This window comes from Streptomyces sp. cmx-18-6, assembly GCF_046548915.1.
Taxonomy (GTDB): Bacteria; Actinomycetota; Actinomycetes; order Streptomycetales; family Streptomycetaceae; genus Streptomyces.
This window is the reverse complement of sequence record NZ_JAEBEP010000009.1, coordinates 18,271-44,481: the sequence shown is the minus strand read 5'-3', so window position 1 is coordinate 44,481 and position 26,211 is coordinate 18,271. Positions and strand designations below refer to the sequence as shown.

Genomic DNA, 26,211 nt, shown 5'->3' with positions numbered 1-26,211 from the left:
CCCGGATCTCCCCGCTCGATCCGCCCCTTATCCAGCCGTTTGCCCGACCCCTGTCACCAAGCTCACGTGGCACTCACATATGCCGTCCCGGGGCTTCCGCACTAAAATTGAGTTACTTAACGGTAGTTAGCATCTGGGGAGTGAGCGTCTTGGCGGGTTCGACCGATTTCGACCTGTACCGTCCGGCCGAGGAGCACGACATGCTCCGGGAGACCATCCGTTCGCTCGCCGAGACGAAGATCGCCCCCTTCGCCGCCGCGGTCGACGAGGAGAGCCGCTTCCCGCAGGAGGCGCTGGACGCCCTGGTCGCCTCGGACCTGCACGCCGTCCACGTCCCGGAGCAGTACGGCGGCGCGGGTGCGGACGCGCTCGCCACGGTCATCGTGATCGAGGAGGTGGCCCGCGCCTGCGCCTCCTCCTCCCTGATCCCGGCCGTCAACAAGCTCGGCTCGCTCCCGGTGATCCTCTCCGGTTCCGAGGAGCTGAAGGCCAAGTACCTGGGCCCGCTCGCCAAGGGCGACGCGATGTTCTCGTACGCGCTCTCCGAGCCGGACGCCGGCTCCGACGCGGCCGGCATGAAGACCAAGGCCGTGCGCGACGGCGACTTCTGGGTCCTCAACGGCGTGAAGCGCTGGATCACCAACGCGGGCGTCTCCGAGTACTACACGGTCATGGCGGTCACCGACCCGGCCAAGCGCTCCAAGGGCATCTCGGCGTTCGTCGTGGAGAAGTCCGACGAGGGCGTCTCCTTCGGCGCCCCGGAGAAGAAGCTCGGCATCAAGGGCTCCCCGACCCGCGAGGTCTACCTCGACAACGTCCGCATCCCCGCCGACCGCATGATCGGCGAGGAGGGCACGGGCTTCGCCACCGCGATGAAGACCCTGGACCACACGCGCATCACGATCGCGGCCCAGGCGCTCGGCATCGCCCAGGGCGCGCTGGACTACGCCAAGGGGTACGTCCAGGAGCGCAAGCAGTTCGGCAAGCCGATCGCGGACTTCCAGGGCATCCAGTTCATGCTGGCGGACATGGCGATGAAGCTGGAGGCGGCCCGCCAGCTCACCTACGCGGCCGCCGCCAAGTCCGAGCGCGTCGACGGCGACCTCACCTTCTTCGGCGCGGCGGCCAAGTGCTTCGCCTCCGACGTCGCCATGGAGGTCACCACGGACGCCGTCCAGCTCCTGGGCGGCTACGGCTACACGCGGGACTACCCGGTGGAGCGCATGATGCGCGACGCGAAGATCACCCAGATCTACGAGGGCACGAACCAGGTCCAGCGCATTGTGATGGCCCGCAACCTGCCGTAGCGGGGTTGCGCAGGGTCACCACCCTTCTCAGGTGACCGCCTCCGGTCCGTTCGGACCCGCTTTCGGGCCTCTCCCGGGTGTCATACCGGGGAATTCCCGGGAAGATCCCGGGCGGACACTGGGCCAATGGACGAGACGAGCCCCGGCCGATCGGCCGGGGCTCGTCCCGTTGCCTCGACGACCGGCCGGTGATTCAGACGGTGTATTTCTCGTGCGGGATGCCGCGTTCCCACACTGCTTCGAAGGCCGCCGCGCAGCGGGCGGCTACGGCGGGGTCGTCGGTTCGGTCGGTGTGGACCCAGCGGCCGACCCCGTCGAAGATGCTGAACTGGACCAGCTTCCCGTCGAGCAGCCAGAAGTCGTTTCCCGGGAGGGCGAGATCAGATGCTTGCCTGGTCGAGCCAGGGGCGCCACCAGGAAGCCCGGTCGTCCGAGTTCAGTCGGTGCCCCTGCCTCCACTCGGCGAAGTCCTTGGTCTCGTCGTCGACGCCATAGCCGTCTCGCATCTCCAGATGTACGGCCGACTTCTGGACCGACCTGAGGAGGTCGGAGAAGTCAGTCAGACTCTGCGACACGAATGGCCTCCTTGAGCAGCGGGATCACCCTGGGCATAAGGGTGATCAAGGATTCGTCGTCGAACCGGAGTGAGTCGACGGCGACCTGACCAGGGAGACACAACAACTGCTGGTGTCTCAGGTTCGACAGGCACTGAAGGGGGCGGCACTTTCCAGGGCGAGATCCCGCCACGCGAGATACATGCCCATGTCCGGGTCCCGGATGAGTTCGCGGCCGATCTGCGTCCCGTCAGGACGGTAGTCGAGATGAACGACCGTCGATTCGTCGAACATCCAGAAGTCTTGTTCAGGAAGTCCAGGATCAGGCCGGTCGGTCACATCGACTATCCGGTAGTCCTCGCCGGCTGCGACGTTTCCCGGGATGCACCACTCGAACAGATAGCGGCTGTACGGCGTGAGCGGTCGGCGCACGACCTTGGCGCGGGTCATCGTCCGCCCGGCCGCCGCGTGGTCTCTGATCGTCCGGTGCCACGAGGCGTTGAAGCCATCCGGCTTCCGGGCCCCGGCGAGGAAGCCGCGTACGGCCTCGGCCTCGGCCGGCATGGTGTACGTCTGGTGCACTTCGAGCCGGAAGGCGGAACGCTGGAAGTCGCGGAAGTACGCCTGCCACTCGTCGCCGTCCAGCAGCATGGGGCTAGAGCCGTCAAACGGCATGGGCCGCCTCCTTGTCGCCGCCTCGGCACGGCACGCCTGCGATCCTTCGCAGCTCGTCCATTGAGGCCCCCTCCGCCCTGTGTGGCCAGCACACTACGGACGGTGATGCATGCGACACAAGGGGGCCCGTCTTCCCGTCACGCAGTCGCCTCCACCCGCGGCTGCCTCAACGTCATTGCTTCGACGGCGGCTATCCCAAGGGGCACGGTAATTCCGGACAGGAGCGGTTCGGCGAGCACGTCACCAGGGCGACAGAGTGGAAGACGGTTCCGCTCAGGTAGTGCCCCAGGGACACGTCCCCACCCCAGGCCAGCCGTTCCACGGCGGCCTTCACCGCGAGGGCCAGGCGGGGCGCTTGCCGGTCCGCTCCCGAGGCGAACCGGGGTGCGAGCTCGGCCAATTGCCTACCCAGCCACTCTCCGGCGTCCTTCGGCTCCTCCCACGTGCCCCGCACCACGGAGGCCGGTTTCGTCAGCCAGTGTGCTGTCTGGATCGGGGGAACGCCCGTTGCCGGGAAGTCGGCCACGGCCTGGCGGTAGCGCTCCCTCAGCGCCTCATCGCCTTCCATGGGCGGGGGATGTTCCGGCGGCGGTCTCCGGATGCTCTCGTGGTCGAACGTCTTCTTCTCTCCGAGCCAGGCGTAGCCGTGATGGTGCATTCGCAGCCGCTCCGTTCCGGGAAGGGCGACGGCCCCGCCCGACGACGTGCGGGCGGGGCCGTCAGTCAGACGGTGCTCAGGGGTCAGGCGGAGAGGTCGAACCGGGCGGGGTCGACGCCCGCCGCGTCCAGTTCGGCCGTGGTGAACCGCAGTGGCTCAGCGCCCGGCCGCTTGCTGTCGGCCAGGGCCCACGCATCAGGGCCGATCCTGGCAAGCGTCATGCACGCCTCGCCGTCCGGATGTGTGCTGCCGCCGCACGCCTTCGAGAACTCGGCTCCCTCGATGGGGAGCCTGTACAGGTCGGTCATCCTCGTGCCCTTCCGGTCGTCTCCGAACTCGATGAGATGACCCTAGGAAGTGGAGGACAAAGCGCACCACGAACTTGCGCGAACTTGCACGCGAATTAGCCGAGGGCTGTGATCGCATCCGAGATCAGAACACGGGCGGCAGCGCCGTGGACGGCGAGCTCGGACAGCTCGGAGAACGCCTTGGCGTACGTGGCGATCTCGCTGGGCGCGGTGACGTTCACGGCGGCCGTCAGCAGTTCCACGCTCGCTCGGCGGTTGTCGAACAGATAGAAGGCTTCCAGGGGCCAGACGCGCCGCCGGGCCGTGAAAGGGATGACTCCCAGGCTCACGTTCGGAAGTGCCATGACGGCCAACAGGTAGCCGAGCTGTCCGGCCATCGCGACATCGTCGCCCATGCGGTAACGGAGCACGGTTTCTTCCAGCAGCAGCGCGAAGCGGTGGTCGCCCTCGTGAAGTACGCGCGAGCGTTCGATACGGGATGCCGCGGCCGTCTGCGAATCGTCAGGGGTGCCTTGAAAGGCGGCGATGGTCGAGAGCAGGGACGCCGCGTACGCCTCTGTCTGGAGCATGCCCGGCATCACGTTCGAGCAGTACACGCGGAAATGGCGGGTCCGCTCGTACAGCGGGACGACTTCCTCCTGTGCCCGGCGCATCCCGTGCCGGTGCAACTTCTGCCAGTGGACGTACATCTGGTCGGCTTGGCGATTCGCCGCGACCAGGTCGTCGGTCTGGTCCGCCGCGTCGCACGCCGCACACCAGGCGCGGATGTCGGCGTCCGACGCAGGGGTCTTCGCCCGCTCGATGCGTGACGACTTCGCCGGACTCCAGCCGCACCGGAGTGCCACCTCATGCCCGGTCAGCTCCGCGTCTCTGCGCAGGCCCGCCAGACGCTCGGCGATGGCTTCGCGGGCGGCCTGGGCGCTGGACGAGGGGGAGGCAGACATGAGGGGGCTTTTCGTTCTTCCGGATCAGACCGTGTATTTCTCGTGCGGAATGCCATGTTCCCAGACCGCCTCGAACGCATTCGAGGCCAGCCGAGCCACGGCGGGTTCGGAACGTACCTCCCAGCCGGGCTCGGACCAATTCCCCTCTCCGGAGAAGTGGTTGAAGAGCACGACCTCTCCGTCGAACACCCAGCAGTCGTTTCCGGGAAGGGCGATGCCCGAAGCCTGCCGCCGGGGCAGCCAGCGAACCTGCTCCCCGGCATGAAGGTTGACCACGGTGCCGGCGTGTTCGTACCGGATGTAATCCGTCACCGGCTCCGATACGACGCGGGCCCGGCGGACGGCCACGCCTCGGGCCACGGTGCTGCGGACCAGGTCGACCCACGGCGCCCAGTAGGCGGACGCCGGGTCGACGTCGCGCCGGCCTGTGCGCTTCCAGGTCTCGAAGTCCTCGGCCTCGTCCCCGACGCCGTACGAGTCGCGAAGTTCCAGGTGCACGGCCGAGTGCTTGGCATCAGCCAGGAGCTCGTCAAAACCCGGCTTGTTCTGCGACATCGCACGCCTTTCTGAGCATCGGCGCCATACGGAGCGGAATCCGAATGACACCTTCGTTCGGAGGGATTCCCGGGGCGTGCCCCGGCACTTCGAACGCCGCGCACTCCGCGTCCAGCTCCTCGTCCGGCATCCAGCCCTGCAGGACGAACTCCCCCTTGATCTCGTCCACCCATACGGTGGGGGAGCCCTGCTGGCCGGTGTCCGGGTCGATGCCGATGAACCGTAATGCCATGACTGCCTCCGGTGTCGAGTGGCTTACGTCAACTTGCACGAGCATCGTCCGACAGCCTCCGGGCGTCAAGAGGGCGATCGGACGCCCGCAAGGTGGACGGGTTCGTCGGGACGGGGAGGGATTCGTCTCAGCGGACCGATGGGTTCGTCTCAGCGGACCACCTCGAACACGTTCTTCTGGATGCCGTTCGCGTACGCCTCGTGCTCGACCAGCTTCAGCTTCCGGGCGTCCTTGTCCGTCGTGCTGAACAGGCGCTTGCCCGCGCCCAGCAGGAGCGGGAAGACGAGCAGGTGGTAGCGGTCGATCAGGCCGGCGTCCGACAGGCTCCGGTTCAGGGCGGCGCTGCCGTGGATGATGATCGGGCCGCCCTCCGTTTCCTTCAGGGCGGCGACCTCCGCCGATGAGCGCAGGATCGTCGTGTCGCCCCAGTTCGTGACCAGGTCGTCCTCCTTGAGCGTGGTGGAGACGACGTACTTCGGCATCACCTTGTACTCGGCGAACTCCTCCATCCCCGGCCACACCGTGCTGAACGCCTCGTAGCTGGTCCGGCCCAGCATCAGCGCGGCGGCCTCCCCCTGCTCCCGGCCCTTGATCTCGTACGCCTCCGGGAGGAACTCCACGTCCTTGAAGGTCCACCCCGAGTTCCGGTAGCCGGGCTCCCCGCCCGGGGCCTCCACGACGCCGTCGAGCGAAACGAAAGCGGTGCTGATCAGGGTGCGCATCTGGGTCTCCTGGGTGTCTTGCGACCGGGGCAGGGGCACGGGCCGGGGCCGGGGCTGAGCTGTGGTCTCGTGCCCGGGTGCTTCGTGCCGGGTGCCAACCCTTACGGACGTACTGACCCCACGCCCCGCAGAAACTCATCGGTCCGCCCGCATCCAACCGTTCCGGAGCACTCCCGTCCACGGCCGGTAGCCTCCCTCCCCATGACCGAACTCGACAGGCTCACCGACCTCTTCCGTGCCCTGGGCGCGGCCGACGACGCGGCCGACTGGGCCGAATCCGAGGCCGAGGAAGGGCTGCCGCAGCTCGCCCGTTACCGGTTGCTGCGGACGGTGTGGCAGGACGTCGACGCCTGGGGCACGGAGGCCCGGCGGTGGGTGGCCTCCTACCGCAGCGACGGCGTCGCCGCCGGGGCCGTCGACCGCGCCCTCGCGGCCGGGCTCACCCCCGAGGACCTCGGCGAGCTGGCCCGCGAGGTGGCCCGGGAGGCCGCGTTCGGGGTGCTGTACGCTCTGGCCGACCCGGCGGACGGCTCGCTGCCCGCCGAGGTCGAGGACCAGCTCCCCGGCTGGCGGCTGGCGGAACTGGACCCGGCCGGCGAACCCACCGGCCGCCATCTCGACGCCCTCCACGAGGACTTCGCCGGGCTCGAACCGAAGGGGATCACGCCGTGACCGCCGCCTCCGGCGCATTCCCGACAACGCCCGCCGCCACTCCCTTCGACGCCGCCGAGCGGCGCATCTGGGCCGGCCGCGCCGACGCGTACGCCCGCACCTACGCCCGGCTCTGCGCCCACCCCGTCGACGCCCTCCTCGACGCCGCCGGGGTCGGGCCGGGCAGCCGCGTCCTCGACGTGGGCTGCGGCAGCGGGACCGTGAGCGCGGCGGCGGTGGCGCGCGGGGCAGCCGCCTACGCGGCCGACGCCGAACCCGGCATGGTGGAGGCCACCCGCCGGGCGGTGCCCGGTGTCGACGCCCGCCTCGCCCAGCTGCCCGAACTTCCCTACCCCGACGACCAGTTCGACGCCGTCCTCGGCAACTTCGTCCTCAACCACGTGGGCCGCCCGCTCCCCGCCCTGAAGGAGCTGCGCCGCGTCACCCGCCCCGGCGGCCGGGTCGCGGTCACCGTCTGGTGCTCGCCCGGAGCCCCCGGCCAGGCTCTGATCGGCCGCGCCGCGCAGGCAGCGGGCCTCACCCGCCCCGACTGGCTCCCCGCACTCGCCCCCGAGCACGACTTCCCCCGGACGCCGCAAGGGCTCGCCGCCCTGCTCGACGCGGCCGGGTTCCCGGGGGCGGAGTGCTCCGAAGTGGCCTGGGAACACCTGACCGGTGCCGACGGGTGGTGGGCCGGGGCCGAGCACGGGATCGGCGCGATCGGCCAGGTCGTCAACAGCCGGGGGCCGGAGGGAGTGGCGGAGGCCAGGCGTGCGTACGACGGTCTCTGCGCCGAATTCCGCACGCTGGACGACCAGTTGGCGCTGCCTCACCGTGCCCTGCTGGCGTGCGGGAGAGCGTAGGGGCGGACCGGACAGGGCGGACGGTGCGCGGGTCGAAGACCGCGTAGACCGTGCGCTCCTCGATCGTGCCCGGGGATGAGGGTCGTCCCCTTCGTGCTAGGCGGCCGCCTCCGTCGGCTCGCTCCGGCAGCCACGGCAGTGGCCCGGCGTCCTGGAGCGGAACGCGTGGTCGCAGCGGTCGCAGTTCTGGAGGGGGATCACGACGGTACGGCGGCGGACCGGGGTCAGCTCCTGGACACCGGGGAGCGGTGGCGGCAGGAGCGCGGTGAGGCGGTGCTTGACGAGCTTCGCCGGGTGCCGCAGCGGCTGCGGAAGGTCGGCCGTCAGGGCCCGGCGGATGGTGTCCGGGTGCGCGTCCCGCTCCAGCCAGGCGGCCATGGCGGGGGCCAGGTGGTGGACGTCGCCCTCGGAGAGCGCGAGCTGCGGCGCGTGACGGCGCAGGTCGGCGAGGAGCGCGGCAGCCGTCCGGTGCAGCTCCGGGGTGAGCTCGCGAGGCTGGGGGAGCGGCGGGGGCGGCGGCTTGGGCGCGGTGCGCGGCGGCACGAGGACCGGGGGGTGCGTCGCTGGTACGGGGGTGGGGGCGGCCTGCGGTACGCGCTCCGGTGGCGAGGTGGGAGCGGCCTGCGGTACGCGTTCCGGTACGGGGGTGGGCGCGGTCTCCCGTACGGGCTCGGGGCCTGCCTCCTGCACGTGGGCGGGCGGAAGGAACTCCCGTACGGCGGAGGGCTGAAGGGATTCCCGTACGGCGGCGGGCGGAGGGGATTCCCGTACGGCGGCGGGCTGCCCGGCCTCCCGTACGGCGGGCCCGCGCCCGGGCGCACGCGCTGGGGCCGTCGCTGCCCCCGCCGGAGTCGCCATCGCTGCCCCCGCCACAGTCCCCGCCCCCGCCACAGTCCCCGCCCCCGCCCCCGCCACAGTCCCCGCCTCCGCCACAGTCCCCGCCGCCCCCGCCCCCGGCTGGTTGCAGAACACCGTGCGGGTGGCGATTCGGCCGCTTGCCAGCCGGACGCGCGTCCGGTGCAGGTAGCCGTGGGCCTCCAGCTCGCGCAGGGCGGACGCGATCGTCGTCTCGCCCTCGGGGAAGCGGGCCGTGAGTTTCTTGATGCCGACCTGGGCCCCGGCGGGCAGCGACTGGATGTGCACGCCGAGCCCGATCGCGACGAGGGAGAGTCCGGTGTGCTGGGCGAGGTGGTTGCCGACGATCACGAACCGGCTGGTGTGCGGGATCGCGAGGTGGATCACGCCGGAGGCCGGGGGAGGTCCGGGAACCTCCGCCAAGGTGCGCGCGAGCGCAGTATTCTGCTGGGTATCCATCAGGAAGCTCCGAACTTCCTCGGTGGTCAGGCCCCTCGGTCGGGATGCCAGTCCCGGCCGGGGGCCGACGCATGTCTGTGGTTGTGGTCAGCGTGAGCATATGCCGGGCAACCCGGCCGAAATCCAGTCCAGTTGGCAAACCTCACCCGTGTGGGTGACGAGCCCTCCCGCACCTGACCACCGGGATCGGGTGGGGTGGGGTTGGGTGTTTTTCCTGAAGTTCTTTTACGCAGTTGATGTCGCGGCTCACCGAGTCGCGGCGGGCCACGACCCGGTGAGCGTCCACCGGATCGTGACGCGCCACGACCCGGTGCGAGCAGCGATTTCGGGTGGGTCCGCCCGGCCGGTTCGGACCATTGCGGCGGAAACCCTGACACCGGTCGACCGCTTCGGCACACTGGGTGCATGAATGATCACCCGGGGAAGTCGCCGGACCATCTCACCATCAACGTCACCCGGCGCGACGACCCGATTTCCGAGGTCACCGAGGCCGATGCGTTCGCGTCGGTCCGGAAGTACCCCGAAATCCTCGTCCGAGGGCCGCTGTTCGGGCTCGCCGAGCAGCGGCGCGGGGAGCGGCCGCGATGGCGGCTGCTGGGGGAAATGGACGCCGGATTCCCGCAGTTGGCCCGGGACGAGCTGAACTCGCACCTGTGGTTCATGGCGAGGGACGACACCGACGACCGGAGTGTGCGGCGGTCGCTGTTGCAGGCGGTGGCCCGGCTGGAGACGGAGCGGGCCGACGACCTGACGGCGGCCGGCGTGCGCTACCGCGTCGTACGCGCCGACGAGTTCGCCCGGATCGGCGGCGGGCGTCTGGAGCCGCCCCGGCCCACCGACGTGGACTCCGACGACTGGGACATCCTGGCGTCCGACCCCTCGCGCACCGATGGGTTCGTGATCGACCACGCGGCGGCGGTCGGGCTGGCCGAGGGGCTCAACCGCATGGGTCTGGTGTCGCACGCCTACACGGCGACCCGGTTCCCCGAGGACGTACGGGCCGATTCCCAGCGGGCGTTGAGGACCCATCCGGGGGTCGTGATGCTCCCGGCGATGTTCCGGGTGGTGGAGCGGAAGGAGAACTCCTGGTCGATGGTGACCGGGCAGTACCCCACCCCGCAGGGCGCCCGCCGTTCCCTCGTCTATTACCTCAAGGAGTTCCTGCCGAAGCTGGATACGGTCAGCGAGAAGGACCTCGCCGTCTACGCCCGGGCCGCGGACAAGTTCGCGGGGCGGCGCAAGCCCGACGAACTCATGGTGCGGGGACGCCGGTTCGAGGTCGTCCGGATCGAGCGCATGATGCGCATCGGGCCGGACGGGCCGGAGAAGCCGCGCCCGTCCGACGTGGACGACGACGCCCCGTCCAAGATCCATCTCTCCATGGACGACGACGGGAACGTCATCCCCGAGACCTGAGGGCGTACGGGACGAAAGCGCCCGAGTCCCGAGGACGTACGGGATCCGGGTGCGTGAGCGGCGGCCGAGGAGCTGCAACGGCCGCCGCCCGCACCTCAGTTGCCCTTGACCGTGACCTTCTCGTCGTTCTTCAGCTGCTCCACGAGCTGCTTGACCTTCGCCTTGTCCCACACCAGGTTCCCGCCGGAGCTGCCCGAGAGCGGGATGTTCATCGACGTGCCCTCGCCGCCCGTGACGCCCTTCATCGCGAAGAACATCTGGCTCAGCGACCAGAGCGACATGTCCTTGTCCACGATCAGCGTGTCCAGGCCCGCGCCCATCGTCGGGTACAGCTTGAACGGGTTGAGGACCGTGGACGGGGTCGCCGTCTGGCTCGCCAGCGCCGCCAGGAACTTCTGCTGGTTCTTCGTGCGGTCCAGGTCGCTGCCCGCGAAGGCGTACCGGGTGCGGACGAAGGCGAGGGACTGCTCGCCGTTCAGCGTCTGCTTCCCGGCCTGGAAGTCGGCCCCGGACTTCTTGTCCTTGAACGCCTTCGGGATGTCCATCTCGACCCCGCCGATCGCGTCCACGATCTTCGCGAAGCCGCCGAAGCCGATCTCGACGTAGTGGTCGATGCGCAGCCCGGTGTTGAACTCGACCGTGCGCACCAGCAGTTCGGGGCCGTCCTCGGCGTACGCGGCGTTCAGCTTCACGCGCCGGCCGGCACCCTGGAACACCTTGCCGGACTCGGACCCCTTGAAGGAGGGGATCTCGACGTCGGAGTCGCGCGGCAGGGAGATCAGCGTCGGGCCGTTCGAGCCCCGGTGCAGAATCATCATCGAGTCGGTGCGCTTGCCCTCGGCGGAACCGGTGCGCAGCCGCTTCTTCTCCTCGGCCGACATGCCCTCACGGCTGTCGGAGCCGACGATCAGGTAGTTCGTGCCCTCGCCCTCGCTCGGGCGCTCGATGACCTTGGCGAGGTCGACCTCGCGCTTGAGCTTCGAGTCGGCCCAGAAGTACGTCGAGACGGAGACCACGAGGAGCACGACCACCAGGGTCAGCGCGCCGAGCTTGATCCGGCGACGCCAGTCCGGCGCCGGGCGGCCCTGGACGTAACCCGCGTCACCGCCGCCGCGACCGCCGCCCCGGCCCCCGCCGCGACCGTCGCCCCGGCCGGAACCGGCCCCCGCGCCGGCTCCGTAGACCTGGCCGGTGTTGTAACCGCTGTCGTAGCCGGGGGCGTCGCCCGGGTGGCGGTCGTCGTAGCCCTGGCCCTGCGGCGGTACCTGCGGGCGCTGCGGCGGCACCTGCGGCCTCTGCGGCGGTGCCGGGCGGCGCTGGATGTGGGGCATCGCCCGGGCGCTCTCGGGCTGGGAGCTCGCGCTGCCCCGCCCGTAGCGCTCGCTGCGGTCGCCGGTCCGTCGATCGGGCCAATCGTTCATCCGAACAGTGTGCCGTCCCGACCCACAGCTATTACAGGGTGTAAGGGAAATCGCACCAGGGCTGTTGCGAAGCTGATGCATTTCTGCGGGATCGGGGCCCACGCATAAGGTGGACTGTATGACAGATCAGGCCACCCGCTCGGAGGGCGAAATTCCGGGCAAGCCGACCGCGGCGTCCCGCACGACCCTCAGCCACATCATGACCGGCAGCGACACCAACCTCCTCGGTACGGTGCACGGTGGCGTGATCATGAAACTGGTCGACGACGCGGCGGGAGCCGTGGCCGGAAGGCACTCCGGCGGGCCCGCGGTCACCGCGTCCATGGACGAGATGGTGTTCCTGGAGCCGGTGAGGGTCGGAGACCTCGTCCACGTACGGGCCCAGGTGAACTGGACCGGCCGCTCCTCGATGGAGGTCGGCGTCCGGGTGCTGGCCGAGCGCTGGAACGAGTCGACCCCCGCCCAGCAGGTCGGCAGCGCCTATCTGGTCTTCGCCGCCGTCGACGGCGACGGCAAGCCCCGCCGCGTACCGCCGGTGATCCCCGAGACCGAGCGCGACAACCGGCGCTACCAGGAGGCGCAGATCCGCCGCACCCACCGGCTCGCCCGCCGCCGGGCGATCAAGGAGCTGCGGGAGAAGCGCGCCGCTGACGGCATCGACGACTGAGCCCGCGGCGCCCTTTCGGGCTCCGGGGTCTTTCGTTTGGAGCAGGCCGGAGCAGGTGGGATCAGGTTGAAGCGGGTCGGATCAGGTCGGATCAGGGTGCCGGGGCGCGCGAGCCCGGCATGATCCGAGCGAGAGGCCCTAGGGGCACACCACCTCGTCGCCCGTCACCGTGCCGAACTCGCCCGTCTGCGGCCTCTCCGCCCGCACCGGCCGCACCTCGGTGAAGTCCGAGCCCACGGTCACCTCCATCGTGCCGCCCTGCCCCTTCACCGCCTTCAGCTCGCTCCCCGGCAACGCCGCCGCCAGCGACTTCGCCGACCGGTCCCAGCGCGGGTCGTACGTGACGAGCGTCCGCCGCAGGTCCCGCAGCTCGCCGTTGAGCGGGGCTTTCGTGGTGGTGAAGCCGGTGGCGCGCAGGGCGGTGTCCACGTCCTGGCCCAGGCCGTCCTTGGGCGTCCCGTTGTAGACCTGCACCCGGATCTCCTCCGGGGCCACCTCCACCAGGACCGCCTTGGGCTGCTTGGCCGCGCCCGATCCGCTCGCCCCGCCCGATCCGCTCGCCCCACTCGTAGAGCTCGCCCCGCCCGCCCCCGGCTTCGGCTCCGGTTTCGCCGGGGCCAGCGGCTTGTCGTCGCGCAGCGCCTGGAACAGCTTCTTCGACTTCTCCGCGTCCCACTGGACCGTGGAGCCGATGCCCTTCACCGGGAAGCTCGGATTCCCGATCGGTACGGAGGTGAACTCCGACGACGCCGGGCTGAAGCCGCGCATCGCCGTCCCGAGCGCCAGCATCTGCTCCGTGCCGAAGCCCTCGTCGGCGCGGACCGAGCCCAGCACCGAGGCGGACACCTGCTGGAACTTCACCGGGTTCAGCAGCACGTCGCCGCTGGTCGCCTGCTTGATCAGCGCCGCCATGAACTTCTGCTGGCGCTGCATCCGGCCCAGGTCGGAGGCGACGTCGATATGCCGGGAGCGTACGTACTGAAGGGCCTGGCCGCCGTTGAGCTCATGGGTCCCGGCGGGCAGGTCCAGTCCGGTGTACGCGTCCTTCATCGGCCGGGCCGTGCAGATCTGCACCCCGCCCACCGCGTCGACCGTCTTCATGAAGCTGGTGAAGTCGACCTCCAGATAGTGGTCGACCTTGACCCCGGTCATGTGCTCGACCGTCCGCACGGTCAGCGTCGGCCCGCCCTCGGCGTAGGCGGCGTTCAGCTTCACGGGGTGGCTGTCGTGCTTCTTGCCGGTGGTGCGGTCGGTGTGGGCGGGGATCTCGGCGTAACTGTCCCGGGGGAGGCTGACGACGCTGGCCCGCCGCTTGTCAGCCGACAGATGCACCAGCATGATCGTGTCGGTGCAGTGGCAGGGCGCGCCGCCCAGCTTGTACTTCCGCTTCTCCGCCTTGGTGATGGTGTCCCGGCCGTCCGTCCCGACGAGCAGCAGATTCGTGCCGTGCCCGGCCTGGGGCCGGTTCTTCATGTCCCTGAACGGGTCGACCCGGCCGATCCCGGTCTCCAGGTTGCTCACCAGCGCGTGCCCGATCCCGCCCGCGCCCAGCACCAGAACGGAGATGCCGGTGGCCACCCGCATGCCCCAGCGCGGCCGCTCGTCCTGCCGCCGGGAGCGCGGGGCCCGTGCGCCCTGCGGTGGACGGCGGCGCGGGGGAGTGGCGCGGGGTCGGGGCGGGCGCTGCGGTGGACGGGGGGTGGGCACGGGGGGAGACACCTCCGCGGTGCGAGGGGACGGAGACACCCCCGCGGCGCGAGCCGGTGCAGGGGACGACACCCCCGCGGTGCAAGGGAGACGGGCACCCCCATGGCGCGAGGGGGACGGAGACACCTCTGCGGTGCGAGGGGACCATCGCACGGTAGGCCCATACGATCTCCACCCCGGCCCACGACCCGGCGGCGCGCACCGGTGTCCCCCATTCGCGGTAACGTGGCGGCCGAATAGCGCCGGACGACGCCGCCTCCCAGGGTGCGAAGAACTCCCGGCGACCCCGAGGACCCCCGAGGACCACATGTCTGCCGCGCACTACCCCGCCGTCTCCGTGATCATGCCGGTGCTCAACGAGGAACGCCATCTCAGGAACTCGGTCCGGCACATCCTGGAGCAGGAGTACGCCGGTGAGATGGAGGTCGTGATCGCGCTCGGCCCCTCCGCCGACCGGACGGACGAGATCGCCGCCGAGCTGGTCGCCGAGGACTCCCGGGTCCACACGGTCCCCAACCCCACCGGCCGCACCCCCGCCGCCCTCAACGCGGCGATCAAGGCGTCCCGCCACCCCGTCGTCGTACGGGTCGACGGCCACGGCATGCTCTCCCCGGACTACATCGCGACCGCCGTCCGCCTCCTGGAGGAGACCGGTGCGCAGAACGTCGGCGGCATCATGCACGCCGAGGGCGAGAACGCCTGGGAGGACGCCGTCGCCGCCGCGATGACCTCGAAGATCGGCGTCGGCAACGCGGCCTTCCACACCGGCGGCCAGGCGGGCCCGGCCGAGACGGTGTATCTGGGCGTCTTCCGGCGCGAGGCCCTGGAGACGGCCGGCGGCTACAACGTGGAGTTCATCCGCGCCCAGGACTGGGAGCTGAACTTCCGCATCCGCGAGGCGGGCGGGCTGATCTGGTTCTCGCCCGAGCTGAAGGTCCAGTACCGCCCGCGCCCCTCGGTGAAGGCGCTCGCCAAGCAGTACAAGGACTACGGCCGCTGGCGGCACGTGGTCGCCCGCTACCACTCTGGCTCGATCAACCTGCGCTACCTCGCCCCGCCGACCGCCGTCGTCGCCATCGCGGCGGGCCTGGTGGCCGGCGCGGCCGTCACCCCGTGGGCCCTGCTCGTCCCCGGCGGTTACCTGGCCGCGATCGTCGCCGGGTCGCTGCCCGCCGGCAAGGGGCTCTCGCTCAAGGCCCGCGCGCAGATCCCGGTGGCGCTGGCGACCATGCACATGTCCTGGGGCTTCGGCTTCCTCACCAGCCCCCGGTCCCTGGCGAAGCGGGTCATCGCCAGCCGCCGCCCGTCGCTCGCGAGCAGCGGGACCGTCTGACCCGCCACCCCGCCCCCGTACGTCCGAGAGGGCCCCGCCGGTCGCCGGCGGGGCCCTCTCCGTCACGTGCACGGGTGCTGCTCCTGTACGTGCACAGAACGCTCTCCGGTACGTGCACGGGTGCTACTCCGTCACGTGCACGGGTCCCTCTCCGTCACGTGCACGGGTGCTGCTCCCGTACGTGCACGGAACGCTCTCCGGTACGTGCACGGGTGCTACTCCGTCACGTGCACGGGTCCCTCTCCGTCACGTGCACGGGTGCTGCTCCCGTACGTGCACGGACCCTCTCCGGTACGTGCACGGCTGCTCCCCCTCGTACGCGGGTGCTCCCCCCGTCACCAGGTGTACGCCGGGTTGACCTTCATGCACTTCTTCTCCTCGCCGTTGAGCGCCTCCGCCGACTCCGGGGTCTTCTCCGTGCCCTTGGACGCGGGGTAGGCCCCCTCCTCGCGCCAGTCGGCTCCCACGGCGAGCGAGATCCCCGAGACGTCGGTCGACCGCTTCACCTGCGACAGCGGGATGCCGAGCGCCTTGGCGACCGCCTGCGCGTCGCCCTCCAGGTCCGCGCTCGGGAACAGGATCCCGGTCCGTGCCACCCCGGCCACGTTGTCCGGGTCGACGGCGGCCATCCCGAAGCCCGACTCCTTCAGCCGGTCCGCCACCTCGCCCGCGCGCCCCGAGGCCGGGGCGAGGTTGTCGGCGGCGGTCCCGTTCCGTACGGCGACGGCGATCTCCCCGACCGGCGCGGACGGGTCCTTCGTCACCTGCGGCTTGCGCTTGGACGCCTTGCCGTCCAGGGGGGAGTCCTCGCGGACCATCCGGAACAGCTGCTCCGCGTCGCCCGCCTTGGGGTAGACCCGGCCCCGGTTCACGCCGGTGCCGTACACGTTCGGCATGGTCGACATCGTGATGCGCTTCGTCGGGACCTTCTTGAACTCCTCGGCCAGGTCGTAGAGCTTCTTGACCGTGTCGAGGCCCTTGTCGACCGTCAGCGCGGTGGTCGCGGCCTCGGCCAGCTTCATCAGCTTCGCCGGGTCGCTGAGCTTGGTGCCCTCGCGCAGCTGCCGCACCATCGAGTTCATGTACTGGTGCTGGGCCTTGGCCCGCGCGAGGTCGCTGCCGTCCTCGAAGCCGTACCGGGTGCGCAGCCACTGGAGGGCCTGCTCGCCCTGCACGTACGTGGTGCCCTTCTCCAGCCTCAGCCCGGACCCGCCCCGGCCGTTGCGGCCGCGCGAGTAGATGTTGGCGTCGACGCAGACGGGGACGCCGCCGATCGCGTCGGCCATCGAGACCACACCGGCGAAGTCGATCATCATGAAGTGGTCGATCCGGATGCCGGTCAGCTCGTACCAGGCGGCCACCGTGCAACCCGGACCACCGCGCCGCAGGCTCTGGTTGGTCTGTACGTCCACGGTGCTGGCGGGGAAAACCTCGCCGTCCGGGGCCGTGCACTTGGGCATCTTGAGCATGGTGTCGCGCGGCATGCTGACCACGGAGAGGTTGGAGCGGTCCGCGGAGAGGTGGAGCAGCATCTGCACATCGGCGAGCGGAGGGGAGCCGAAGGTCTCCTTCGCACCGCCCAGCTTCTGGTTCGCCTCGGAGTCCCGGGCGTCGGAGCCGATGAGCAGGATGTTGAGCGGGGTCTGCCCGGCGGCGTTGGCCTTGTGGTCGGCCATGCGCTTGTCGCCGAGGGTCAGATCCTCTTTCTTGATGTTGCCGTTGAGATGCTCGTAGTACAGGTAGCCGGCCCCACCGGCGACGAGTATGAGCAGAGCGAGTACGGAGGAGGCCCAGCGCATCACGCGCCGTCTGCCGCCCTTGGGGGCGCGGCGGCTGCTGCGGCCGGCCCCGCCCCGGCCGGCCCGGCTGCTCCGGCCCCGTGCCCCCGACCGCCGCCCCGGACCGCCGGGAGCCGCCTTGGCGTCCGCGCCGCTGCCGCTGCCGGTGTCGTCGCTGTCGCCGCCTCTGCCATCGCCTTCACCGCTTCCGCGGCGCGCGCGGTCCGCGTCGCCCCCGTCCCCGTACAGGCTCTCGTCGCGTCCGCCCCCGTTCCGGCCCCCGTCCAGCGGGCTCCCGTCGCGGTCGTGCCGGTCCGCCTGCCGGAAGCGTGACCGTGTCCCCTCCCCGGGCGTGCTGCTTCGTCCCACCGGACCCCCCATGCTGTTCAGATTTCCGCTGCGACGCGGTGACCTGATGTCACTTCGCGCAGACTTCCTTGTCGGCGCTTGCCTTCTCCACGTTGTCCGGCAGCTTCGCCGGTCCTGTGATGGGTATCCCCGCGCCCTTGAAGTCCGCCCCCAGCGTGAGCACCATCGCCTCGAGCCCCTCGGCGTCGGCGGTCCCGGGCTTCATCGCGGCGGCGGGCAGCCCCATCATCTCGGCGAGCGCACGCGCCTGGTCGGCCTGGTTGGGCGCGTACTCCAGCTTCGTCTTCTTGGTCTTCTCCGGGGCGTTGGCCTTGTTGGCGGACTTCAGCACGCCCTGCTGGTTCTGTAGCCAGGTGACGGTCGCGAACGCCGCACCCGAGACCTCGCCGCCGTTGAAAACGTCCACGCGGACGTCGGAGGGGTCGGCCTTCGGCCCCTTGAGGAGCGCCGCCTGCTTGCTCTTGGCGGCCTTCGCGTTCTTCTTCACCTCGGTCAGCGAGGTGTCGGAGCGCATCATCGCGAAGAGGGGTTCGGCCCGCACGTCGTCCACGACCACGGTGATGGGCTTCGGCTCCTCCGGGTTGTCCTTGACCGGCATCGTGACGAAGGTGATGTTCTTGGGGTCGACCTTGCCGATCTCCTGGGCGAGGGTCATCAGCTTCTTCGGGCTGCCGATGCCCTGGTCGACCGTCAGGGACTTGGTCGCGGCGTCGGCCAGGTCGAGCAGCCTCTTGGGGTTGGTGAGCGTCTCGCTCGACTTCATCTCGCGGATCATCGAGCCGAGGAACTGCTGCTGGACCTTGATCCGGTCGAGGTCGCTCTCGTTGCCGAAGCTGTGCCGGGTGCGCAGCAGGGCGAGCGCCTCCTCGCCCTGCACCTCGGACGGGCCCTCCGGCAGATCCAGGTGCGACTTCGGGTCCTTGACCGGCTTGGCCATGCAGACCTTGACGCCGCCGACCGCCGTCGTCAGCTCCTTGACCGCGTTGAAGTCGACCATCATGAAGTGGTCGGTCTTGATCCCGGTGATCTCCTCGACCGTCTGCATGGTGCAGCCCGGGTCCCGCCCGTCCTGGCCGAGGCTGACGTTGAAGCGCTCTTTCTGGATGCCGGGGATGGCCAGGGTGCTGCCGTCCGGCTGCTTCGACTCGCAGTCGGGGATCGCGGTCTTCAAGTCGCGCGGGATGCTCATCGCCGTCGCGTTGGTGCGGTCCTCGGAGACGTGGAACAGGATGGTGGTCTCGGCGTGGCCGGCGCTGCCCTTGTCGCCGTATCCCTCGTTGCCCTTGCCGGTGCGCTTGTCGGTGCCGATGATCAGGATGTTCATCGGACCGTCGCTGAGGACGTTCTTGTTGCCCTGGTTGCCGATGTCGACGGTGGCGATGTTGCCGTTGAGCCGCTCGTACAGGATGTACACGCCCACGGCGGCGGAGACCACCACGAACGCCGTCACCCCGCCCGTCCACATCAGCGCCTTCTTACGGCGTGCCTTCGGGGCCTTGCGCTTGCGGCGGCCCGCGGCCGGCGCGGCGGCGGCGCCGCGTCCGCCGCCCTGGGAGGACCGGCGGCTGCGCTGGCCGGGCACCTCGCGGCGCGGGGCGTCTTCACGCGTACCGGCCTGCCCCCGGCGCCCTCCGCCCTCGCGGGGCGGACCGATCCGCGCCTCGCCGTCGCGACCGGAGTCCCCCGAGGCCGCCGTGCGCCCCGAGGCGGTCGACTCCCCAGCGGATTGGTCCAGTCGCAGTTCGTAGTTGCCGGTCTGCGGGTTGAGCACCCACTGGTCTGCGGGGTCGATGTCGTCCGCCCGCCCACGGCTTTGCGCGTCCACGGTTGTTTGAGTCCTCCGTCGGTGCCACGCGAGGCGCCCTCCCCCGGCAAGGCGCTCGTTCGTTCGCTCCAGCAGTGCGCGACCTGACGGCCGGGAATACCGGATCGCGTCACACTATCCGCCCGGTTCGGAGTGGAGCGACGCGCGTGACGCACACCACGCCCCTTACAACCGGGCATTCTTACCATTAAGCGTCGATTGTCTTCTGTGTCTTGGTCATTGTTTTACTGCTCACACAGGTCGTCCGCGGCACTGGAGCCCGAGTAGGTGGGCGTCGGCGTCGGACTCTCGGAGCCGGCTTCGTCCGGCTTGCCGTCCTTGAGCTCGTCCGCCGGGACCACGGCGACGGGCTTGTCCTCGCGCAGTTGCTTGAACAGCTTGCCCGCGTCCGGTTCGACGAGCTCGTCCCGGTTCGGGTCCTGGCGGTACGGCTGCCGGGGCACGGTCAGGAACTGCACCTGATCGGTGGGGACATCACGCATGCTGCGCACCAGGTCGTACAGGTCCCGCAGCGAGTCGAGACCCGGGTCCGTCGTCAGCGACTTGGTCGCCGCGTCCAGGACCGGGTACAGCCGGGTCGGGTTGAGCAGGACGCCGTTGCTCTGCATCTTGTTCACCAGAGCGCCGAGGAACTTCTGCTGGCGCTCCATCCGCTCGGTGTCGCTGCCGTCGCCGAGGGTCTTGCGCGCCCGTACGTAACCGAGGGCCTTCTCGCCGTTCAGCGTCTGCCGTCCGGCGGGGAGGTCCAGGCGCGCGTCCTTGTCGCTGATCGGCTGCTTGAGGCAGATCGCGACCCCGTCCACGGCGTCGACCATGTCCTTGAAGCCGTTGAAGTCGACGACCATGTGATGGTCGACCCGGATGCCGGTCAGCCGCTCCACCGTACGGATCGTGCAGGCGGTGCCGCCGAGTTCGAACGCGGAGTTGAACTGCGCGAACCGCTCCCGGCTCTTCTCCCCGTCCGAGGTGCGGCAGCCGGGGATCTCCACCATCAGGTCGCGGGGCAGGGACACCGCCGTCGCGCTCTTCCGGTCCGCCGCCAGGTGCAGCAGGATCGTGGTGTCCGAGCGCTGACTGCCGCCGTCGTCGCGGCCGTACTCGCGATTGTCCCCGGCCCGGCTGTCGGACCCGATGAGCAGGATGTTCTGGGCGTCCATGACGACCGGGGTCGGCCGCTCCTTCTCGTACGCCTTCAGCTCGGCGGCCGTGCCGGTGTCGGTGGTGATGTTGCCGTCGAGCTTCTGGTACATCCACCAGCCCACGCCCGCGGCGACCAGGACGAGGAACGAGGCGGTGAGGGCGGTCCAGCGCAGCCAGCGCCTCCTGTGCCGGGCGGCGGCGGCGATGGCGGCCTTGGGCTGGTCGGCCCAGGTCTGCACGCCGTTCCGCTTGCCATCGTTGTTGCCGTTGCCGTTGCCGTTGCCGTTGTCGTCGCCGTCGCCTTCGCGGCTCACGTCCTCGCCGGAGGCGGTGCCGGGGCCGGTTCCGGGGCCGGTTCCGGTCTCGCCTCCGTCCTTGCCTCCGCCTCCGTCCCCGTCGCTGTCTGCGTCGGGCGATGCGGCGTCCGAGGTCTTGCTCCGGGACGCGTCGGGTTCGGCCTCGGGCCCTTCCGGTGAGTCCTTGGCCTTCGGCTCCTCCTGCGACCCGCCCTGCGGCGTGTCCCCGGCCGGGCGGTCCGGGTCGGCCGGCGTGCCAGCGCTGTCGGTCACGTCTGCGTCCATCCTTCACGTTCGGCGGCGCGATGGGCCGCCGGTCGCAGGAGTAGACGGCTGAACCTCACGCTTGGTTGTGCACTGCCACAAGAGTGGTCTGTACCGCCGATCATCTACCCGCTCAGGCGATCGTTACCGGGGGCTCGGCCCGCTGTGGGCCGGACGAGTGCACCTCAGCGCGCTTGTCATACCGCGGTGTTGGTGACCCGCTCGCTCTCGATCCGCTTGGCCAGGCCGTCCGCGCCGAGCTGCCCGAGGTGCCGGCACAGGACAACGGACCCTCCGGCGGCCAGTGGCGCGAAGAGGCCGGCGCTCAGCCCCTCCCAGGTGTCGTACGTGTGCCCGGCCAGCAGCCGCGATCCCGGTACGAGCCCGAGGGCGTCGGCGTCCGCACGGGCCTTCCCGACGAGCTCGGCGCCGGTCAGCTCGACCCCGCCCACGGCCAGCGCGGGAGCCCCCGGGTCCACCGGGGCGAAGGGCGCGAAGCGGTCGCCCTGGCTCGGGACCTCCACCGCGTAGTCCGCGAAGCCCTCGGGCGGCTGCGGGAACCGGCCCCCCAGCGGACGCAGGGCCAGCGCGACCCGCTCGCCCCGGCAGGCGCGGGCCCGCTCCAGGGTGTCCGGCCCGCTCACCACGAGGTCGGCGGCGGCGGGGTCGCCCTGGACGTCGGCGACGACGCCGACCGAGGAGCAGGCGAGCAGCCAGACCGCGGACTGCCAGTGCGCGGGGAGCAGCAGGGCGAGCCGGTCGCCGGGCTCCGCCGCGAGGTCGCCCTGGAGGAGGTTGGCGGTCTTGGCCACCCAATTGGCGAAGGTGGCCACCGACAGTTCGACGCGTTCTCCGGTGGCGTCGTCGTAGAAGGTGACCAGGGGGCGGGCCGGGTCCGCGGCGAGGGCGGAACGCAGCAGGTCGGCGGCGGTACGGTCGCTGGAGTTCATCCGCGCAAGCGTACGCGGGGGCCCCGGGCGGCGCGGGCTGAACGGGTGTCACGTACACCGGTTCGGCAGACACGACGTCAGATCTACCCGTATGCCCGGGTAGCCGGAGTTGGGCCGCTGTGCCCAGGATCATGTGTATGCGTGCACTACTTGTCACCTCCATCGGCGCCACCTGCGCGGCGGCTCTCACTCTGCCGCTCGCCGCCCCCGCGTCGTCCGCCCCCGCCCCCCACTCCGCGTCGGCCCCGCCTCCCCCCGCCTTCCCCGCGTCCCCCGGTGCCGGACCGCCCTCGGTACGGGCCGAGGCGACGAAGCCGGAAGCGCCGACGCCCGGCACCGCCCACATCATCACCCCCGAGACGTACGCCGCCGAGTCGGCGGCCGAACCCGCCGAGTCCGCCGCCGAACCCGCCGGCTCGACGCAGTCGCTGCCCCTGGCGCCCCTCGCCGCCCCCTCCAACCGGGTCGCGGGAGCGGCCGCGGTCCAGGGCCTGCCCCAGCGCGACGCCCGCCCGTTCTCCCTGGTCGGCGTGGTCTGGGACGACGCCGAGGCCGAACTCCACGGCACGGTCCAGGTCCGTACCCGGGCCACCGGCACCACGCGCTGGTCCGAGTGGCAGGACGTCGAGACGCACAACGCCGACCACGCCGCCGACCTCGGCAGCGCCGAACGCGAGGGGCGTACGGTGCGGGGCTCGACGGCCCCGCTGTGGGTCGGCGACTCGGACGGCGTGGAGGTACGCGTACGTCCGGAGGCCCCCCGAGCCCCGGAGGCCCCGGACTCGCAGGACCGGGCAGCCACCCCCGTACCGCTCCCGGAAGGGATGCGCCTGGAGCTCGTCGACCCCGGCGAGGACCCCGCGCCGGAGCCCGCCCGGGGTGCGCCCGTCACCAGGACGGCCGTCCCCGCGAGCTTCGCGGACACCCCGCCGACCGCCGCGTCCGCCCCGGCCTTCGCGTCGTCCGTGCCGGAGGTGTTCACCGCCGAATCCGCCGCCGCCTCCGCGGTGAACGCGGAACTCGCGCCCCTCGGTGCGACCGTCATCCCCGCCCTCACCCAGGCGGAGACGATCGAGTCGGTGAACCTGGCGCCCGGCGCGAAGCCGTACATCGGTCCGCGTCCGAGGATCGTCACGCGCAAGGGCTGGGGGGCCGACGAGAGGCTCCGGGAGAGGAACTTCGCGTACACGAAGTCCGTCAAGGCGGCGTTCGTGCACCACAGCGCCACCGGCAACAACTACACCTGCAAGCAAGCGCCTTCGGTGCTGCGCAGCATCTACCGCTACCACGTCAAGAGCAGCGGCTGGCGCGACTTCGGGTACAACTTCGCCGTCGACAAGTGCGGAAACATCTACGAGGGCCGGGCCGGAGGCGTCACGAAAGCGGTCCTCGGAGCGCACACCCTGGGGTTCAACAGCAACACCATGGGCATCGCGGTGCTCGGCTCCTACGCCTCCACCAACCCGCCCGCCGCTGCGGTGACCGCCGTCTCCAAGCTCACGGCCTGGAAGCTCGGGCTGTTCGGGGGCAACCCCAAGGGCAAGGTGAGCCTGGTGTCCGGCGGCAGCAACAAGTACAAGAAGGGCGTGACGGTCAAAATGAACGTGATCTCGGGTCATCGGGACGGGTTCGCAACCGAATGCCCCGGAGCACGTCTATACAAGAAGCTCGGCACGGCCCGGACCAGCTCCGCCAAACTGCAGGGCCGCTGACCGGGCCATGTCCGACCGGTCTGCTTAGACTGGCCAGCCGATACGAGGCCAGGCCCCACCAGGAAGCAGAGACGGTGCTGTGACAGAGGCAAAAGAAGCGATTCTCCTGGTCGGGGGCAAAGGCACCCGACTGCGCCCGCTCACGGTGCACACCCCGAAGCCGATGGTCCCGGCGGCGGGGGTCCCCTTCCTGACCCACCAGCTGGCGCGGGCCAGGGCGGCCGGGGTGGAGCACATCGTGCTCGCCACGTCCTACCTGGCCGAGGTCTTCGAGCCGTACTTCGGCGACGGTTCCTCGCTCGGCCTGCACATCGAGTACGTCACCGAGCGGGAGCCGCTCGGCACCGGCGGGGCCATCCGCAACGTCGCGGCCAAGCTGGCCTCGGGGCCGGACGACCCGGTCCTGATCTTCAACGGGGACATCCTGACCGGGCTCGACATCCGGGCCCTGGTCACCTCGCACAACGACTCGGGGGCGGACGTCTCGCTCCACCTGACCCGGGTGGCGGACCCGCGCGCCTTCGGTCTCGTGCCGACCGACGCGACGGGACGGGTCACGGCCTTCCTGGAGAAGCCGCAGACGCCCGAGGAGATCGTCACCGACCAGATCAACGCCGGGGCGTACATCTTCCGGCGCTCGGTCATCGACACCATCCCCGAGGGCCGCCCGGTCTCCGTCGAGCGCGAAACCTTCCCCGGCCTGCTCGCCTCCGGGGCGCACCTCCAGGGCATGGTGGACTCCACCTACTGGCTGGACCTGGGCACCCCGCAGGCGTTCATACGCGGCTCCGCCGACCTGGTCCTGGGCCGCGCCCCGTCCCCGGCGGTCCCCGGCCGCTGCGGCGACCGGCTGGTCCTGCCGACCGCTTCCGTCGCACCCGACGCCAAGCTCACCGGCGGCACGGTGATCGGCTCGGACGCGGTGGTCGGCGCGGGCGCGAGACTCGACGGCTCGACGGTCCTTCAGGGCGCGGTCGTCGAAGCGGGCGCGGTCGTCACGGACTCGCTCATCGGGGCCGGCGCGCGCATCGGCAGCCGTACGGTGCTGGCGGGCGCGGTCATCGGTGACGGCGCGCAGGTGGGCGCGGACAACGAGCTGCGCGACGGGGTCAGGATCTGGTGCGGGGCGGTCCTCCCGGACGCCTCGGTCCGCTTCTCCTCGGACCAGTAGGGTGCGGCGCCCCGTACGCTCGTAAGCGCACTTTCCGCACCATGAACACCTGAGGCCCCACCGTGGCAGGACGATTCGCCCCCCGCACCGCGCGCCCGACGCTGCCACGCCAGACGGCTGCGGCCGTGCGGGGCGAGGCGGCTCCGGCTCTACCGGGTGAGGCGACTCCCGCCCTACCGGGTGAGGCGGCTTTGGCCGTGCCGGGCGAGGCGACTCCGGCCGTGCCCGGCCAGGCGGCTTTTGCCGTGCCGGATGAGACGGCTGCGGCCGTGCGGGGCGAGGCGACTCCCGCCCTACCGGGTGAGGCGGCTTTGGCCGTGCCCGGCGAGGAGCGGCCGCTGACCCGGGAGTGGACCCCGCCGGGCCCGCTGGACCTGCGCCTGGTGCTCGGACCCCTGCGCCGGGGGCCGGCGGACCCCACGTTCCGGATGGTCGCGGACGGCTCGTTCTGGCGGGCCACCCGCACGCCGGAGGGGCCCGGCACCCTGCGGGTCGCGGCGCGCGGCGACCGGATCGGGGCCCGGGCGTGGGGCCCGGGGGCGGAGTGGCTGCTGGCCGGGCTCCCCGCCCTGCTGGGCGCGGACGACGACCCGGACGCGTTCACCCCGCACCACCGCCTGCTCGCGGTGACCCGGCACCGGCGTCCCGGGCTGCGGCTGCTGCGCACGGGCCTGGTGATGGAGTCGCTGATCCCGTCGATCCTGGAGCAGAAGGTCACGACGGACGAGGCGTACCGCGCCTGGCGCCTCCTGGTCCGCCGCTACGGAACCCCGGCCCCCGGCCCATCGGCCGCGCCGGCCCTCCACGTCATGCCGGACGCCCGCACCTGGGCGATGATCCCGTCCTGGGAGTGGCACAAGGCGGGGGTCGACACCAAGCGCTCGTCGACGATCCTGCGGGCGGTACGGGTGGCGCGCAGGCTGGAGGAAGCGGCGGCCATGCCCCTCCCCGAGGCCACGGCCCGCCTGGAACTGATCCCCGGCATCGGCCCCTGGACCTCCGCCGAGACGCTCCAGCGCTCCAACGGCGCTCCGGACGCGGTCACGGTGGGCGACTACCACCTGCCGGGCATCGTGGGCCACGCCCTGGCGGACAACCGCCACGCGGACGACGAGGAGATGCTCACGCTCCTCACCCCGTACGAAGGCCAACGCCACCGAGCGACCCGCCTGATCCTGCTGTCGGGCCGAACCCCGGAACGCCGAGCCCCGAGGATGACACCGGGCAACATCGCGGCGCTGTAGGTCTGTTACTGCCGGGGTTCGCCGTGGGGGTTCCAGCCCCTCCGGGGTCGAGGTGCCAGCCCGTCTGCCGTGGGGTTTCAGCCCCCTGGGGTCGAGGCTTCAGCTCGTCCGCCGTGCGGTCTTCAGCCTCTCCGG

Annotated in this window: 23 protein-coding genes and 1 pseudogene; 9 read left to right on the top strand and 15 right to left on the bottom strand. The window is 71.0% G+C overall.

What is annotated here, in order from left to right; translation table 11 throughout:
• The first annotated feature begins 149 nt into the window (after positions 1-149).
• The gene (locus ACLJPL_RS21560; RefSeq protein WP_411082751.1) at positions 150-1,307 is read left to right on the top strand and encodes an acyl-CoA dehydrogenase family protein; all 1,158 of its coding nucleotides are present in this window, start codon (positions 150-152) and stop codon (positions 1,305-1,307) included.
• A 193-nt stretch (positions 1,308-1,500) separates the two neighbouring features.
• Here ACLJPL_RS21560 and ACLJPL_RS21555 read toward each other — a convergent pair.
• The 8 genes and pseudogenes from ACLJPL_RS21555 to ACLJPL_RS21520 form a co-directional block, all read right to left on the bottom strand.
• Positions 1,501-1,882, bottom strand: a pseudogene (locus ACLJPL_RS21555) (DUF6879 family protein).
• 117 nt (positions 1,883-1,999) lie between these two features.
• Entirely contained in the window at positions 2,000-2,512 is a 513-nt protein-coding gene (locus ACLJPL_RS21550) for a DUF6879 family protein (RefSeq protein WP_411082750.1), read from the bottom strand.
• A 214-nt stretch (positions 2,513-2,726) separates the two neighbouring features.
• A complete protein-coding gene (locus ACLJPL_RS21545) occupies positions 2,727-3,194 on the bottom strand; it encodes a hypothetical protein (RefSeq protein WP_411082513.1) in 468 nt (155 codons plus the stop codon).
• 83 nt (positions 3,195-3,277) lie between these two features.
• Positions 3,278-3,502, bottom strand: a complete 225-nt coding sequence (locus ACLJPL_RS21540; protein ID WP_411082512.1) for a DUF397 domain-containing protein — start codon at positions 3,500-3,502, stop codon at positions 3,278-3,280.
• 95 nt (positions 3,503-3,597) lie between these two features.
• Positions 3,598-4,446, bottom strand: a complete 849-nt coding sequence (locus tag ACLJPL_RS21535) for a Scr1 family TA system antitoxin-like transcriptional regulator (protein WP_411082511.1) — start codon at positions 4,444-4,446, stop codon at positions 3,598-3,600.
• A gap of 24 nt (positions 4,447-4,470) precedes the next feature.
• Entirely contained in the window at positions 4,471-5,001 is a 531-nt protein-coding gene (locus ACLJPL_RS21530) for a DUF6879 family protein (RefSeq protein ID WP_411082510.1), read from the bottom strand.
• Positions 4,976-5,233 (bottom strand): hypothetical protein, encoded by a 258-nt coding sequence (locus ACLJPL_RS21525; protein ID WP_411082509.1) that lies wholly within the window; start codon positions 5,231-5,233, stop codon positions 4,976-4,978. Before ACLJPL_RS21525 ends, ACLJPL_RS21530 begins: the two co-directional genes overlap by 26 nt.
• A gap of 149 nt (positions 5,234-5,382) precedes the next feature.
• Positions 5,383-5,955 (bottom strand): dihydrofolate reductase family protein, encoded by a 573-nt coding sequence (locus tag ACLJPL_RS21520; RefSeq protein ID WP_411082508.1) that lies wholly within the window; start codon positions 5,953-5,955, stop codon positions 5,383-5,385.
• Between the two features lie 201 nt (positions 5,956-6,156).
• On the opposite strand from ACLJPL_RS21520, the gene ACLJPL_RS21515 reads away from it, so the two are divergent.
• Together ACLJPL_RS21515 and ACLJPL_RS21510 are read left to right on the top strand one after the other, a co-directional pair.
• The gene (locus tag ACLJPL_RS21515) at positions 6,157-6,627 is read left to right on the top strand and encodes a hypothetical protein (protein WP_411082507.1); all 471 of its coding nucleotides are present in this window, start codon (positions 6,157-6,159) and stop codon (positions 6,625-6,627) included.
• Positions 6,624-7,469 carry a class I SAM-dependent methyltransferase gene (locus ACLJPL_RS21510; RefSeq protein ID WP_411082506.1) on the top strand — a complete coding sequence of 282 codons (846 nt, stop codon included), beginning with the start codon at positions 6,624-6,626 and terminating at the stop codon, positions 7,467-7,469. The genes ACLJPL_RS21515 and ACLJPL_RS21510 overlap by 4 nt, the downstream gene beginning before the upstream one ends.
• Positions 7,470-7,565: 96 nt before the next feature.
• Here the strand turns inward: ACLJPL_RS21510 and ACLJPL_RS21505 are convergent, their stop codons facing one another.
• On the bottom strand, positions 7,566-8,783 hold the full coding sequence (locus ACLJPL_RS21505; protein ID WP_411082505.1) for a hypothetical protein: 1,218 nt from the start codon (positions 8,781-8,783) through the stop codon (positions 7,566-7,568).
• A 405-nt stretch (positions 8,784-9,188) separates the two neighbouring features.
• Between ACLJPL_RS21505 and ACLJPL_RS21500 the strand changes: the two genes are divergently transcribed.
• A complete protein-coding gene (locus ACLJPL_RS21500; protein ID WP_411082504.1) occupies positions 9,189-10,199 on the top strand; it encodes a DUF5954 family protein in 1,011 nt (336 codons plus the stop codon).
• A gap of 95 nt (positions 10,200-10,294) precedes the next feature.
• Here ACLJPL_RS21500 and ACLJPL_RS21495 read toward each other — a convergent pair whose 3' ends face one another.
• Complete coding sequence (locus ACLJPL_RS21495) at positions 10,295-11,620, bottom strand: LCP family protein (RefSeq protein ID WP_411082503.1); 1,326 nt, start codon at positions 11,618-11,620, stop codon at positions 10,295-10,297.
• Between the two features lie 118 nt (positions 11,621-11,738).
• Between ACLJPL_RS21495 and ACLJPL_RS21490 the strand changes: the two genes are divergently transcribed.
• Positions 11,739-12,287, top strand: coding sequence for an acyl-CoA thioesterase (locus ACLJPL_RS21490; RefSeq protein WP_411082502.1), 549 nt, complete (start codon positions 11,739-11,741; stop codon positions 12,285-12,287).
• A 138-nt stretch (positions 12,288-12,425) separates the two neighbouring features.
• On the opposite strand, the gene ACLJPL_RS21485 is transcribed toward ACLJPL_RS21490, so the two are convergent.
• Entirely contained in the window at positions 12,426-13,871 is a 1,446-nt protein-coding gene (locus ACLJPL_RS21485; RefSeq protein ID WP_411082749.1) for an LCP family protein, read from the bottom strand.
• Positions 13,872-14,301: 430 nt separating this feature from the next.
• Between ACLJPL_RS21485 and ACLJPL_RS21480 the strand changes: the two genes are divergently transcribed.
• Positions 14,302-15,327 carry a glycosyltransferase family 2 protein gene (locus ACLJPL_RS21480; protein ID WP_411082501.1) on the top strand — a complete coding sequence of 342 codons (1,026 nt, stop codon included), beginning with the start codon at positions 14,302-14,304 and terminating at the stop codon, positions 15,325-15,327.
• Between the two features lie 335 nt (positions 15,328-15,662).
• On the opposite strand, the gene ACLJPL_RS21475 is transcribed toward ACLJPL_RS21480, so the two are convergent.
• The 4 genes from ACLJPL_RS21475 to ACLJPL_RS21460 form a co-directional block, all read right to left on the bottom strand.
• On the bottom strand, positions 15,663-17,486 hold the full coding sequence (locus ACLJPL_RS21475; protein ID WP_411082500.1) for an LCP family protein: 1,824 nt from the start codon (positions 17,484-17,486) through the stop codon (positions 15,663-15,665).
• Positions 17,487-17,523: 37 nt separating this feature from the next.
• Complete coding sequence (locus ACLJPL_RS21470) at positions 17,524-19,299, bottom strand: LCP family protein (RefSeq protein ID WP_411082499.1); 1,776 nt, start codon at positions 19,297-19,299, stop codon at positions 17,524-17,526.
• Positions 19,300-19,523: 224 nt separating this feature from the next.
• Positions 19,524-21,020, bottom strand: coding sequence for an LCP family protein (locus ACLJPL_RS21465; protein ID WP_411082498.1), 1,497 nt, complete (start codon positions 21,018-21,020; stop codon positions 19,524-19,526).
• A 176-nt stretch (positions 21,021-21,196) separates the two neighbouring features.
• A complete protein-coding gene (locus ACLJPL_RS21460; protein ID WP_411082497.1) occupies positions 21,197-21,949 on the bottom strand; it encodes a TIGR03089 family protein in 753 nt (250 codons plus the stop codon).
• A 137-nt stretch (positions 21,950-22,086) separates the two neighbouring features.
• Between ACLJPL_RS21460 and ACLJPL_RS21455 the strand changes: the two genes are divergently transcribed.
• The 3 genes from ACLJPL_RS21455 (at position 22,087) to ACLJPL_RS21445 (ending at position 26,076) form a co-directional block, all read left to right on the top strand.
• Entirely contained in the window at positions 22,087-23,661 is a 1,575-nt protein-coding gene (locus tag ACLJPL_RS21455) for a peptidoglycan recognition protein (RefSeq protein ID WP_411082496.1), read from the top strand.
• Positions 23,662-23,740: 79 nt separating this feature from the next.
• Positions 23,741-24,832, top strand: coding sequence for a sugar phosphate nucleotidyltransferase (locus ACLJPL_RS21450; protein WP_411082495.1), 1,092 nt, complete (start codon positions 23,741-23,743; stop codon positions 24,830-24,832).
• A gap of 197 nt (positions 24,833-25,029) precedes the next feature.
• Complete coding sequence (locus ACLJPL_RS21445) at positions 25,030-26,076, top strand: DNA-3-methyladenine glycosylase family protein (protein WP_411082748.1); 1,047 nt, start codon at positions 25,030-25,032, stop codon at positions 26,074-26,076.
• Positions 26,077-26,211 lie beyond the last annotated feature (135 nt).

Excerpts from the sequence above, each read along its gene's own strand:
- ACLJPL_RS21550 (WP_411082750.1), bottom strand. The coding sequence starts at position 2,512 with ATGCTGCTGGACGGCGACGAGTGGCAGGCGTACTTCCGCGACTTCCAG.
- ACLJPL_RS21545 (WP_411082513.1), bottom strand. The coding sequence starts at position 3,194 with ATGCACCATCACGGCTACGCCTGGCTCGGAGAGAAGAAGACGTTCGAC.
- ACLJPL_RS21540 (WP_411082512.1), bottom strand. The coding sequence starts at position 3,502 with ATGACCGACCTGTACAGGCTCCCCATCGAGGGAGCCGAGTTCTCGAAG.
- ACLJPL_RS21535 (WP_411082511.1), bottom strand. The coding sequence starts at position 4,446 with ATGTCTGCCTCCCCCTCGTCCAGCGCCCAGGCCGCCCGCGAAGCCATC.
- ACLJPL_RS21530 (WP_411082510.1), bottom strand. The coding sequence starts at position 5,001 with ATGTCGCAGAACAAGCCGGGTTTTGACGAGCTCCTGGCTGATGCCAAG.
- ACLJPL_RS21525 (WP_411082509.1), bottom strand. The coding sequence starts at position 5,233 with ATGGCATTACGGTTCATCGGCATCGACCCGGACACCGGCCAGCAGGGC.
- ACLJPL_RS21520 (WP_411082508.1), bottom strand. The coding sequence starts at position 5,955 with ATGCGCACCCTGATCAGCACCGCTTTCGTTTCGCTCGACGGCGTCGTG.
- ACLJPL_RS21515 (WP_411082507.1), top strand. The coding sequence starts at position 6,157 with ATGACCGAACTCGACAGGCTCACCGACCTCTTCCGTGCCCTGGGCGCG.
- ACLJPL_RS21505 (WP_411082505.1), bottom strand. The coding sequence starts at position 8,783 with ATGGATACCCAGCAGAATACTGCGCTCGCGCGCACCTTGGCGGAGGTT.
- ACLJPL_RS21500 (WP_411082504.1), top strand. The coding sequence starts at position 9,189 with ATGAATGATCACCCGGGGAAGTCGCCGGACCATCTCACCATCAACGTC.
- ACLJPL_RS21495 (WP_411082503.1), bottom strand. The coding sequence starts at position 11,620 with ATGAACGATTGGCCCGATCGACGGACCGGCGACCGCAGCGAGCGCTAC.
- ACLJPL_RS21490 (WP_411082502.1), top strand. The coding sequence starts at position 11,739 with ATGACAGATCAGGCCACCCGCTCGGAGGGCGAAATTCCGGGCAAGCCG.
- ACLJPL_RS21485 (WP_411082749.1), bottom strand. The coding sequence starts at position 13,871 with ATGCGGGTGGCCACCGGCATCTCCGTTCTGGTGCTGGGCGCGGGCGGG.
- ACLJPL_RS21480 (WP_411082501.1), top strand. The coding sequence starts at position 14,302 with ATGTCTGCCGCGCACTACCCCGCCGTCTCCGTGATCATGCCGGTGCTC.
- ACLJPL_RS21475 (WP_411082500.1), bottom strand. The coding sequence starts at position 17,486 with ATGGGGGGTCCGGTGGGACGAAGCAGCACGCCCGGGGAGGGGACACGG.
- ACLJPL_RS21465 (WP_411082498.1), bottom strand. The coding sequence starts at position 21,020 with ATGGACGCAGACGTGACCGACAGCGCTGGCACGCCGGCCGACCCGGAC.
- ACLJPL_RS21460 (WP_411082497.1), bottom strand. The coding sequence starts at position 21,949 with ATGAACTCCAGCGACCGTACCGCCGCCGACCTGCTGCGTTCCGCCCTC.
- ACLJPL_RS21455 (WP_411082496.1), top strand. The coding sequence starts at position 22,087 with ATGCGTGCACTACTTGTCACCTCCATCGGCGCCACCTGCGCGGCGGCT.